At 45.8% G+C, this 11,530-nt stretch carries 10 protein-coding genes and 1 pseudogene; 6 read left to right on the plus strand and 5 right to left on the minus strand.

Features of this window, described 5'->3' with window-relative positions:
- Nucleotides 1-609 precede the first annotated feature (609 nt).
- Genes ACYQ2O_RS07555 through ACYQ2O_RS07580 form a run of 6 tightly spaced genes read left to right on the plus strand, consistent with a single transcriptional unit; the run spans nt 610 to nt 5,931 of the window.
- Nucleotides 610-1,167: a hypothetical protein gene (locus ACYQ2O_RS07555; RefSeq protein WP_346024462.1), complete on the plus strand. Its 558-nt coding sequence runs from the start codon at nt 610-612 to the stop codon at nt 1,165-1,167.
- Nucleotides 1,164-2,201, plus strand: a complete 1,038-nt coding sequence (gene aroF, locus ACYQ2O_RS07560; RefSeq protein ID WP_346024461.1) for a 3-deoxy-7-phosphoheptulonate synthase — start codon at nt 1,164-1,166, stop codon at nt 2,199-2,201. The genes ACYQ2O_RS07555 and aroF overlap by 4 nt, the downstream gene beginning before the upstream one ends.
- Before the next feature lie 12 nt (nt 2,202-2,213).
- Nucleotides 2,214-3,302, plus strand: a complete 1,089-nt coding sequence (gene aroB / locus ACYQ2O_RS07565) for a 3-dehydroquinate synthase (protein WP_346024460.1) — start codon at nt 2,214-2,216, stop codon at nt 3,300-3,302.
- Nucleotides 3,299-4,564, plus strand: coding sequence for a 3-phosphoshikimate 1-carboxyvinyltransferase (gene aroA / locus ACYQ2O_RS07570; RefSeq protein WP_346024459.1), 1,266 nt, complete (start codon nt 3,299-3,301; stop codon nt 4,562-4,564). Before aroB ends, aroA begins: the two co-directional genes overlap by 4 nt.
- Complete coding sequence (gene aroC, locus ACYQ2O_RS07575) at nt 4,561-5,649, plus strand: chorismate synthase (protein ID WP_346024458.1); 1,089 nt, start codon at nt 4,561-4,563, stop codon at nt 5,647-5,649. The genes aroA and aroC overlap by 4 nt, the downstream gene beginning before the upstream one ends.
- Nucleotides 5,650-5,931 carry a chorismate mutase gene (locus ACYQ2O_RS07580; RefSeq protein ID WP_346024457.1) on the plus strand — a complete coding sequence of 94 codons (282 nt, stop codon included), beginning with the start codon at nt 5,650-5,652 and terminating at the stop codon, nt 5,929-5,931.
- 56 nt (nt 5,932-5,987) lie between these two features.
- On the opposite strand, the gene ACYQ2O_RS07585 is transcribed toward ACYQ2O_RS07580, so the two are convergent.
- The 5 genes and pseudogenes from ACYQ2O_RS07585 to ACYQ2O_RS07605 all read right to left on the minus strand — a co-directional run.
- Nucleotides 5,988-7,232, minus strand: a complete 1,245-nt coding sequence (locus ACYQ2O_RS07585) for a glutamate-5-semialdehyde dehydrogenase (protein ID WP_346024456.1) — start codon at nt 7,230-7,232, stop codon at nt 5,988-5,990.
- Between the two features lie 31 nt (nt 7,233-7,263).
- A complete protein-coding gene (gene proB, locus ACYQ2O_RS07590; RefSeq protein ID WP_346024455.1) occupies nt 7,264-8,079 on the minus strand; it encodes a glutamate 5-kinase in 816 nt (271 codons plus the stop codon).
- Nucleotides 8,080-8,798: 719 nt separating this feature from the next.
- The gene (locus ACYQ2O_RS07595) at nt 8,799-10,016 is read right to left on the minus strand and encodes a hypothetical protein (protein ID WP_346024454.1); all 1,218 of its coding nucleotides are present in this window, start codon (nt 10,014-10,016) and stop codon (nt 8,799-8,801) included.
- A 14-nt stretch (nt 10,017-10,030) separates the two neighbouring features.
- Nucleotides 10,031-10,879 (minus strand): hypothetical protein, encoded by an 849-nt coding sequence (locus ACYQ2O_RS07600; RefSeq protein WP_346024453.1) that lies wholly within the window; start codon nt 10,877-10,879, stop codon nt 10,031-10,033.
- Nucleotides 10,876-11,397 (minus strand): annotated as a pseudogene (locus tag ACYQ2O_RS07605) (ATP-binding cassette domain-containing protein); the annotation flags it as partial. The pseudogene ACYQ2O_RS07605 and the gene ACYQ2O_RS07600, both read right to left, overlap by 4 nt.
- Between the last annotated feature and the right edge of the window lie 133 nt (nt 11,398-11,530).

Here is an 11,530-nt window from a genome sequence, read left to right on the forward strand (position 1 = left end):
GTTTTTGTTGTTTTGATCGACTTTACAATAACATAGAGTGTGCTCTTTTTGTATATTTTTTTCTTCACCCAACGGGTGAATAAGGAATAGATTGATAAACCTTATCAAAGCGGGATAAATGCCTGTTATGACAAAGTACTATGAATTATTCAGGAAACAATAATTATTTTTAACTTATCCCTTGACATTTATTTTTATACTTGCTAACATTGTGAGCACAGTTAGTTAATGACTGAAACCAATTGAGGAGTGTTTAACATGAATAAAGAATTAAACAACTTAATCACGCCACAATTGAATCGTTATTACTTTAGCTTCTTTAGAAACAATCTATGGAGGCTAGAGCACTTTAAGCTGTCTTAAAAAACAGTGCCCCATAGATTCCATCAGGACATCGAATGGGCGCACACTATAAATGAACTATTAATTTATATATGTGAATTTAACCAACGCTGCATTCGATTATCCTGTTTAAGTAAAACAGATAACCGGATGCAGCTTTTTGTTTATCCTGAAGTCGGTTGGGATGGCAAGTCAGCTTATTTGGTTGTCTGACACGAAGCAACTGTACACACCAAGTTACTAAGATATGTCAGTGGAGGAGATCAGATGATTATTCACACATTAGGGCCGGAAAGTACAGACAGTTACGCCGCAGCCCAGTCGTTACTACAGGCAGAGGAGGATGACATTGTTGGCTATCCGTCATTCGATACCATCCTTCATGAACTCGAACGGCTCAAAGGCGACTGCGTTCTGTTTCCCGTAGCCTTTCAGAGTGCCAGAAAACCCTATGGATGGAAAGAATTCAACTACGATTATTGGGAGAAAATAGAGCTGCTTCAAGTTTTCGCAAAGAAAACCAAGCCGATGGTTCTGGTAGAAAATCGAGACAGAAAAATGGACAGCGCCATGATTCATCCGGCAACAGAGATTTTTCTGGAAAAATACTTGAACAAAGTGAATGAGACACTTCCGATCACCTACACTGACAGCAAGATCAAAGCCTGGACTGCTTTTAAAAATATGGGTCTGAAATACACGATTATCAGCGAAGATGTGTTTGAAAAGGAAAAAAAAGACAATTATCAGATTGTTGAGCGTTATGAGCCTCAAATGGTCTGGTGCTTGTATAAAATAAAAGATGAAGAGGAGAAAATAAAATGATTATTGTATTAAAACAGGGAACAGGTTCAAAAGCGATTAAAGAAATTACAAAGAAGGTTGAAGAACAAGGGGTATCAGTCAGTCATTTCTCAGATATAAAACGAGACTTTCTAGGTGTGATTGGAGATACTAGTGCTATTACACATCGTCTACAGGCACGTCCGGAAGTCGAGCAGATCGTCAGAGTTGAAGAACCGTACAAGCGGGCCAACCGTAAATTTCATCCGGAAAACTCGATTATAGAAGTTGGTCAGGAAACTATCGGTGGAGACCAGCTGGGGATTATTGCCGGCCCGTGTTCTGTAGAAAGTGAAGAACAGATTGTTGACGTAGCGAAACGAATCAAGAAAGCTGGGGCCAATTTCTTAAGAGGGGGAGCGTTCAAACCGCGTACATCTCCGTACAGCTTCCAGGGACTGGAACTTGAAGGGCTGCGTATGCTTCAGACGGCCAAGGCAGAAACAGGCCTGCCAATTGTTACTGAGCTGATGTCGACTAAATGGATCGATGAATTCGTAGAATCCGTTGATTTGATCCAGATCGGCGCTCGTAATATGCAGAACTTTGACTTGTTGAAAGAAGTAGGGAAAACGAAGACCCCTGTCCTTCTTAAACGTGGACTGTCTGCAACTTACAAGGAATGGTTGATGTCTGCGGAATACATCATGTCAGAAGGAAACGAGAACGTTATTCTCTGTGAACGAGGCGTCCGCACGTTCGAACCGGAAACGCGTAACACACTAGATATTCAGGCGGTACCGGTCATCAAAAAACTGTCTCACCTGCCGATAATTATCGATCCAAGCCACGCGGGCGGTATGTCTTACCTGGTTGAAGCTGGAGCAAAAGCAGGGATCGTCGCAGGAGCAGATGGGCTGATGATCGAGGTACACAATGATCCGGAAAACGCATGGAGCGACGGAGAACAGTGCCTGACACCAGACGAATTCGGACTTCTGATGGAGAAAGCCGAGAAGCTGGCATCAGTTGAAGGCCGTACTGTTCCTCTATCCACTCAGAAAGTATCTAATTAAGGAGTCATTCAGATGAATGAATTGAACGTCAACTTGCCGCAGGCGTCTGTATCATATGCGATTAAAATTGAAAAAGGGCTGCTTCAGAAAGTCGGGAAAGAAGTGGCTCAACTGACTAAAAGTCGACGAGTCGCCGTCATCACTGACAGAAATGTCGACAGCTATTACGGGGCTGCAGTTGAACAGCAGCTGGCTGATGAAGGCTTCGAAGTCAGCATGATCGTTCTGCAGCCGGGTGAGCAGACGAAGACACTCTCGATGATGCCCCAAATCTTTTCCCAGCTTATTGAAGCGGGACTGACCAGAAGCGATGTGATCGTTGCTTTAGGCGGTGGCGTAATAGGTGATATAGCAGGCTTTGCGGCTGCCTCTTACCTTAGAGGTATCGATTTAGTTCAGATCCCGACCTCCCTGCTCGCTCAAGTCGACAGCAGTGTCGGCGGAAAAGTAGGAGTGGATCTGCCGGAAGGGAAAAACCTGGTTGGATCCTTCTATCATCCGACACAAGTCATAATCGATCCGGAGGTTTTGAATACCTTGACGGATCACTACTTTGCGGACGGCATGGCTGAAGTCATCAAATACGGATGCATCTGGGATGCAGATTTTTTTGACAGTCTTTTAAAGCTTGAATCAAGAGATGCAGTGATGACAGAGATTGAATGGATCATTGCTAGGTGCTGCGACATCAAGCGAGAAGTTGTCGAGCAGGATGAGAAAGACAAGGGGCTGCGCATGCTTCTAAATTTCGGACATACGCTCGGACACGCGATCGAAGCCTACTATCACTATGAACACATTACACACGGACATGCAGTGGCGATCGGTATGGCAACCTTGACCGAAATTTCCGAAGCCAGAGAACTGACTGAAACAGGAACAGCTGATCAGCTACGACGCGTTCTGAAGATGCACCGGCTGCCATCTGAGATGGAGGATACAAAGGTGTATAATGACATTCTTTCGTTTGTAAGAAAAGACAAGAAACAACTCAACAATCAGCTCCATGTTGTTCTTCTCAACTCAATCGGCACGGCAGCTACTCATCAGACAGACGTCAGCTTTTTTGACTCACTTAGAACAGGAGGACAGGACCATTGACGGATTTAACACTTACACCAAATAGACTACAAGGAGAAGTGACTGTACCTCCATCTAAGAGCCTGGCACACAGAGCGATCATTTGTGCCGCACTGGCTGAGGGAACCAGCACGATCAGTAACATTCAGTTTTCCGATGACATTAAAGCCACGATTCAGGGAATGCGTGCCATGGGTGCTGAAATTAATGAGCAGGAAAATGCTCTCACGATTCAGGGTATCGGCCTTCAGTCGAAAAGCGTGGCGAATGATCAGTCTGAAGGGAAAGAATCAGATCCAGTTCGGACGATCGACTGCAATGAGTCTGGGTCGACATTAAGATTTCTTGTGCCTGTAGCGACTTTATTTGAAGGAAAGACCCGTTTCACCGGACGAGGGAAACTTGGTCAGCGTCCTTTGACGCCATACAAAGATTTATTTGAAAAACAGGGACTGGACTACGACTTAAAGGGCACGGAGCGTCTTGATCTTGTCATTGGGGGACACCTTTCACCGGATACCATCGAAATGAGAGGAGACATCAGCTCACAGTTCATCACAGGCCTTCTGATGACTCTGCCTTTTTTAAATGGCGACTCCAGAATTTACGTGACAACGCCTCTTGAATCCAAAGGCTATATCGATCTGACTTTACACGTTTTTGATCTGTTTGGACTTGAAATCAAAGTTGAGGATGAGGGCCAGACTTTTGTGATACCGGGTAATCAGAAGATGCAGGCAGCGGATTATGCTGTAGAAGGCGATTTTTCTCAGGCAGCATTCTTCCTCACAGCTAATCATATCGGAAATGATATCAGTCTATCTGGGCTCGACAGTCAGTCGCTGCAGGGGGACAAGGCTATACTGGACATTCTGAATAAACTGTCTGATGAAACAGAACGTGTAATCGACGGGTCTCAGTTTCCGGACATCATTCCAACAGCAGCTCTGGCAGCTGCTTTGAGTAAAGGTCACACGCGGTTCACCAATCTGGAGAGACTTAAGATCAAAGAAAGTGACCGTCTTGCAGCTACGCAGAAAGAACTCGAAGCGCTTGGAGCAGATATACAAGTTGAAGGCGATAGTCTCGTCATTCAAGGCGTGGATCAGCTCAAAGGGGGAGTGACGGTCTGGAGCCACAGGGACCACCGGATGGCTATGATGCTGGGGATTGCCTCTACGCGATGCGAAGAACCTATTACAATAAATGACACAGAATGTGTGGCAAAATCATACCCGCATTTCTGGGAAGACTTCAAACTATTAGGAGGACAATTTAAATGAGTGGCATTTGGGGAAAAAAACTTGAGCTGTCTTTATTTGGTGAATCTCACGGAGACGCCATAGGAATTACAATTAATGGGCTGCCGCCAGGATTTGAAATTGATCTGGACCAGGTACAAGTTGAAATGGCCAGACGTGCACCTGGCAGCAGTGATCTGACGACGCCGCGTAAAGAAAAAGATCTGCCGGAAATTCTGAGCGGATTCCTGGACGGGAAAACGACAGGGGCACCACTAACGGCCATTATCAGAAATACAAATACACGGTCAAAAGACTACAGTTTACTTAAGGATGTCATGCGACCGGGTCAGGCAGATTACCCTGGACGAATGAGATACAAAGGTCATAACGATCACCGAGGCAGCGGACATTTTTCCGGACGGATTACCGCACCGATCGTATTTGCCGGAGCCATCTGCCAGCAGTGGCTGAAGCAGAAAGGCATAACAGTCAGCTCCCATATCCAGTCAATCGGAAACATTGAGGATGAGCGGTTTGCGGACCAGAAAGAAGTCACCCACGAGCAGGCGGAAGCATTCAAGAAAGATCAGCTGCCTCTATTCGATGGTGAAAAGAAAGAAGCGATCCGGGATCTTATTCTCGAAGCGAAAGAAGAAGGAGACTCCGTTGGAGGCGTTGTTGAAACCTTTGTGCTAGGCATCCCGGCAGGATACGGGAATCCGTTCTTCGATTCAGTAGAGTCTACACTGGCTCATCTCGTATTTTCTGTCCCTGCAATCAAGGGAATCGAATTCGGTACCGGCTTCGATATAACCAGAATGAAAGGGTCTGAAGCCAATGATGAATACTACTACGATGAAAACGGGCAGGTGAAGACGCGCTCGAACAATAACGGAGGCATCATCGGAGGCATCACATACGGCATGCCGATCGTTTTCCGATCAGCAGTCAAGCCACCGGCATCGATCAAGAAAAAGCAGCAGACGATCAATGTCAGAGAAGGAAAAGCTGCCGAGCTAGAAGTCGAAGGCCGCCACGATCCTTGTATCGTTCCACGCGTCCTGCCCGTCCTTGAAGCAGTGACGGCTATTGCGCTGACCGATCTGATTCTGGGAGGAAACTAAATGACTGAACTGGACCAATGCCGCGAGGAGATTGACCTGATCGATCAGCAGCTGACGGCCTTATTTGAAAAACGGATGGAAACAGTGCTGAAAGTCGGCGAATACAAGAAGGCACATGATCTGCCTATTCTCGATGCAGGAAGAGAAGAAGCTGTGATCAAGAAAAACATCGAACGGCTCAGTAATCCAGCTTTCCACCGCGAGCTATCAGACTTCTACCAGGCACTGATGGCTATTACTAAAGAGACGCAGCAGAGGCTCATGGATGAATCGGAAGACTGAACACATAAAAAGACAAGCAGAATCCCCATTCAGGGATTGCGCTTGTCTTTTTCTAGTTATCTGATTTGTCCTTCGCCAAAGACAATGTATTTTGAAGAGGTCAGTTCAGGCAGTCCCATTGGGCCGCGGGCATGCAGTTTCTGAGTGCTGATCCCGATCTCGGCACCGAATCCGTACTCGAATCCGTCGGTAAAGCGTGTCGATGCATTGACATAAACCGCTGCAGAATCGACTTCACGGTGGAAGCGCTGGCCGGCAAAGTAATCAGACGTGACGATGGCTTCCGAGTGACCCGTGCTGTACTGATTGATATGCGCAATGGCTTCATCCAGGGAATCGACCACTTTTATAGCCAAGATGTAATCCAGGAATTCCGTTGCCCAGTCTTCTTCAGTAGCCGGAACGGACTCACTCAAAATAGCGGCAGCCCGGTTATCGGCTCGCAGTTCAACATTCCATTCAGCCAAGGCATCTTCAATGACTGGTAGATAATCTTCTGCTACATCTTTGTGGATCAGCAACGTTTCTGCGGCATTACAGACTGAAGGACGGTCTGTTTTAGCGTTGACGATGATGTCTCTGGCCATATCACGGTCAGCCGTCTGATCGATGTAGACGTGGACGTTTCCAGTTCCAGTCTCGATCACTGGTACCGTCGCGTTCTCGACCACTGCCTTGATCAGATTAGCTCCCCCACGAGGAATAAGAACATCAAGGTAGCGGTTCAGCTGCATCATCTCTCTGGCCGTTTCACGAGAGGTGTCTTCAAGGAGCTGAATCGAGTCAGTCGGAAGGGTGCTCTGTCCCAGTGCCTGACGCAGGCTCTGCACGATGGCTTTATTCGAGTTGAATGCCTCTTTGCCGCCGCGAAGAATCACGACGTTTCCCGATTTGAAGCAGAGTCCGGCTGCGTCTGAAGTGACGTTGGGACGTGCCTCGTAAATGATCCCGATCACGCCAAGCGGAACCGACTGCTTGCCGATCTTCAGGCCCGCGTCATTGGTCCACATGCTGTCCACTAGACCAACTGGATCTGGCAGAGAGACGATATCTTTAAGTCCCTGAGCCATAGCGGCAATACGGTCAGCAGTCAGTGTCAGTCGGTCCAGTAACGAATCACTGATGCCGGCTTCTCTGGCCCGATCGGTGTCTTTTTTATTTTCTTCTATTATAAAGTCAGTTGAATCGATCAAGGCGTCTGCCATAAGGGCGAGGGCCTCATTTTTTTCATTCGTTGTAGCCTGGGCAAGCTGTCGCTCGGCTTTCTTAGCTCGCTGACCGAGTTCAATAAGGCTTGTCATGTTGTGTCATCCTTCCTGATGTTCTGTTTTCTTAATCAAAGGGTGAAAATAGGGTCCCTATTTTCTCTCCTGACAAGATGCGGAACAGAATAGATAAATCTTCTCCGTTAGCCAGGATCATATTCTTCTTTGCTTCCAGTACGATTTGAGCTGCGTTCAGTTTGGTGATCATTCCACCGGTCCCGAACTTTGTCGAAGAGTCCTGTGCCAGTGAAAGAATGGTGTCGTTGATTTCGCTGATTGTATCGAATCGACTGGCGTCTTTGTATTTCATCGGGTTCTTGTCGTAGAAGCCGTCGATATCTGAGAGCATGACCAGCAGATCGGCATCGGTCAGTTCCAGAACAATGGCAGACAGGGTGTCGTTATCCCCGAAGCGCGTCAGGTGATCCAGTTCTTCAACGGAGACCGTATCGTTTTCATTGACGATCGGAATCACGTGTTTCAGAAGAAGCTGCTCGAAAGTATTGACCGTGTTCTGACGACTGACCGGGAAATCAGTTACGTCCTTTGTCAGAAGAACCTGGCCGACCTGGTGGCCGTAATTATAGAAGAACTGACTGTACAGACTCATCAGTTCCGTCTGGCCGATCGAGGCAATGGCCTGCTGCTCGGGAATCGTGACCGGACGTTCAGTCAGATTCATTCGGGCCAGACCGACACCGATCGCTCCGGACGAGACAAGAATGATTTCCTTGCCCTGATTCTTCAAGTCGCTCAGGACAAAGGACAGTTTTTCCATCTGCTGGAGGTTGATTGCGCCATTCGGGTACATGATGGTACTGGTTCCTACTTTGATTACGACCCGTTTGCTTTGTTTAATTGATTCACGTAAGTGTTCTGTCATAATTATTATTTCACCCAATCTGATACAGAGTAAAAGTCATTTGCTAACTTTAAAATAGTATAACAAGTTATGTTTGAAAATGCCAGATGGTTTGAGACTTGGATACGTTTAATATAAGGCTAAAATAGGTTTGAGTATGGATGAAATCAATCGGAGCGGAAGTTGTTTTACCGTATGTGCGGATCTTACTACAGTTTAGAGATCCATTAATAGAAGAAACTCTCGTTACAAGAGGATTAACTGGATGTCTTATCCAATTTACATCAAGGAAGTATAACTAGACGGGATCTAGTTATACTTCCTTGAAATATTTCCGGCAAAAGTGTCACCAGGAAGGCTCTAGCGGCAGTTAGCGGTGCAATAAGTTCTAAAACTGTAAGTAGACGTCTTATAGCTTGATTATCACTCAGGTGAAGCAGGCTGAAATGCAATTAAATTGCGTCTACTTCTATTTAACCAGGATCAAACTATTCTAAACTGGAGATAGAAGCAGATCCAACTGCAGCTTAGCTATAGCACAGCCGCCTCAGCTCCATCTAGACAGCAGCTCGACATCACATCCTCCCATTCCAGAGAAATAACCAGCAGAAGCCAGCCAAAAAGAAGCAAAACTGAAAACAGAAAAGCTTCAAATGGATGCGAATGCTATTCGCTTCCAAATAAAAAAGATAAACCGGGGAAGGGGGCCGCCGGTTTATCTTATAAGAGGTGGGACATAATTATAAAGGATTGATCTTGAAATCGAAGAGCATTATTTCGGTCGACCGGTCATTTTCCCGGTCTTCAAGTCCGAAGTAGCCGGAAAAGTCAGTACTGACCGAGTCAAGGTCAATGACCTGGAACATCGGACGACTATATCCGTCCTCTGAGTAATGGTCTTCATAAGCATAAACGTGTCCATTGACCAGCTGCATGCCTTGATTAAATGAATGATTGTAGTAATACACAGGCAGTCTGCCGATAGAAGGCGTGATCATGTCTGTTGAACCAAGTTTGTTTAATGATTCGTCAGTCACATTCCAGTCGTGCCAGTTAATCGTTTCTCCAAGGTCCTGTCCAACGATGACCTGTTCATCCTCGCTCAGGACAAGGGTCTCTCCTTTTTCGAATAAAGGAATCTCTTGAAAGTCACCGGTCTGGATATCATAGACATGAAAAGCGTCTGTCGTGTAGTCAGTGATTTCTCCATATTCGTCTTCCTCACCAGGCTGAAGGGATTTGAACGGGATGTACCGTTCGGTTCCTGTTGGAGAAAAAGAAATCTGAACGCTGCTTGAGTCAAGAGCCTGACCGACATTCACTTCGGGAGACAATGTGTCTTCCGGCTCATCGAAATTAAAGGTATAGATGTACCATCCATTTCCCATCTGTTCGTCAGCAACTTGAGTCGCAATCGTCAGTTCAGGTGCATGATAGTAACTGGCCACAACTCCTTGATAAGAAGCGCCTTCCAGTCTTACTTCATAAGACTGCTCCTCTTCCGAGTCTTTATCAAACAGCGAGATATCGAGCATGTTGTCGTCGAACATTCTGCGCCAGTTGACATCGCTGGCCATAGCTGTGTAGACGATCTCATCGTCTGTCTCGGTGAAATTGCTTATATTTCTGGCCTTTCCTCGCATGAAGGAGCGGTAGTCACTGACATATCTGTTGGCAACGGGATTGTATACGTAATCCAGATGTCTGAAGACGGAGCGGTTATTAAGATAGGAGAAGTCTCCATCCTTAAATTCGAAGGTACTGCTTCTTCCAGAGGACTGAGTGCTGTAGATATTGCCTATAAAGAATAAAGCGTCCAGTTCATCGGCATTTCCTTCTTCAGTGACCAGTTTAATCTCCGGCAAGCGTGTACCCGCCTGTATCTGGTAGATCCCAAAAGCTGATAGAGTCAGAACACAAAGAAGCACAAAGCTGATCAGTTTCGAATATTTTGTCATGTGTCTGCTCCTTTCTAAATCGTTATTTTTTTATTTAGCAGATGACGGCTGATGAGAAGAGAAGTTATCCCGATTATTGTCATCAGAACAATAATGAGTGCCATAATTTCGGAATCGAAGAAAAGATAATAATTCTGCACGAGATCGGGCAGGAAGGCTGGAAATACCGCTATCAGAACCGTAACGACTCCATAGGCGATTCCTAATCCTAGTCCTTTGAACGAATAACTCCTTTCCAAAAGAATCACTGTAAATAGCACAAGCATGAATGTCAGACCGATTCCATTCGCTGACAGGAAATAAAATGAAGAGACCGGCAGGATCACTGTGAAAAGTGGATGTATATTAAGAGCCTGATCTAAAGTCATGCCGGACAGCCAGTCGTCAGGAACGATAGCAGAAACGATCTGAAAGCCGATAGTCAAGGAAATGATCTGAACAGCAATCAGGCTGAAGATGGCAATATAGATGACGAACAGTTTCGAATAAAAGATCTGCATTCGAGGGACTGGGAGCATTAAAAGGCGGTAGGCAAAGGTATTCTTGCCCATCCATTCTCTATACCAGATAAAAAAGGAATAGAGAAGCAGTCCACTGATACCAAGAGTCGCGGGTGCCAGGAGCCACAGTGTACTGGTGACGTCGTAAAAAGAGAAACTGCCGAATCGCTCGATTGCCTGCTGGGCAGTGACTGATTCTGTCTGCATGTATTCATTCATCCGGCCGACATAGCGCATAGGTGGGTATATGAAACCGATCAGGTTAAGCAGCAGGGTCACACCGAGCAAAGTATAGAGAAACTTTGAGATACGATCCAGCTCGAACGCCGTCAGGTTAAGTAATGATTTCATATATTGTTTCATCCTGTGTAAACCTCCCTCATGACATCGATCACAGATTTTCCTTCTGTTTCACGCATGTGTTCCGCATTGAATACTTTATAAATTTTTCCTTCATCAAGCAGAATGACTTTATCCAGAAGGTGTTCAATGTCATTGATTTCGTGTGTTGTAATCAGCACGCCTCTGTCTTCCACCAGATAGCTGCTGAATACTTCGGTAATCTGTTCACGGGTAAAAATATCGATGCCGGAGAACGGTTCATCCATCAGAATATACTCGACATCGAGAGCCAGACCCAGAAGCAAATTGACTTTCGCCTGATTCCCTTTCGACAGATCACGCAATTTATCAGAAGCATTCAGCCTGAAGAATTTAAGAATGTCCTTGGCCCGTCTGGCATTCCAGGTATCATAATAGACATTCATGAAATCCATGCTTTCCTGAATCGTAAAGTGAGGCAGGGAGATGGACGCGTCAGGGATAAAAGCAATTTTATTATACAGAGCTGTTACCAGGGTTTCGCCATCGATGGTCACAGACCCTTTCTTGTAGAATAGGAAAGTATAAAGTTTTACCCGCTAGAAAGCCTATCACCTCAAACGTTAATCACTATCACTTGATTTGAAAAGAGAGGGGATTTAAAGGTACACTATACGTATGGTAGAGAAAAGC

The organism is Alkalibacterium sp. m-11, from assembly GCF_054658155.1.

Excerpts from the sequence above, each read along its gene's own strand:
- ACYQ2O_RS07555 (WP_346024462.1), top strand. The coding sequence starts at position 610 with ATGATTATTCACACATTAGGGCCGGAAAGTACAGACAGTTACGCCGCA.
- ACYQ2O_RS07600 (WP_346024453.1), bottom strand. The coding sequence starts at position 10,879 with ATGAAACAATATATGAAATCATTACTTAACCTGACGGCGTTCGAGCTG.
- aroB (WP_346024460.1), top strand. The coding sequence starts at position 2,214 with ATGAATGAATTGAACGTCAACTTGCCGCAGGCGTCTGTATCATATGCG.
- ACYQ2O_RS07585 (WP_346024456.1), bottom strand. The coding sequence starts at position 7,232 with ATGACAAGCCTTATTGAACTCGGTCAGCGAGCTAAGAAAGCCGAGCGA.
- ACYQ2O_RS07580 (WP_346024457.1), top strand. The coding sequence starts at position 5,650 with ATGACTGAACTGGACCAATGCCGCGAGGAGATTGACCTGATCGATCAG.
- proB (WP_346024455.1), bottom strand. The coding sequence starts at position 8,079 with ATGACAGAACACTTACGTGAATCAATTAAACAAAGCAAACGGGTCGTA.
- ACYQ2O_RS07595 (WP_346024454.1), bottom strand. The coding sequence starts at position 10,016 with ATGACAAAATATTCGAAACTGATCAGCTTTGTGCTTCTTTGTGTTCTG.
- aroC (WP_346024458.1), top strand. The coding sequence starts at position 4,561 with ATGAGTGGCATTTGGGGAAAAAAACTTGAGCTGTCTTTATTTGGTGAA.
- aroF (WP_346024461.1), top strand. The coding sequence starts at position 1,164 with ATGATTATTGTATTAAAACAGGGAACAGGTTCAAAAGCGATTAAAGAA.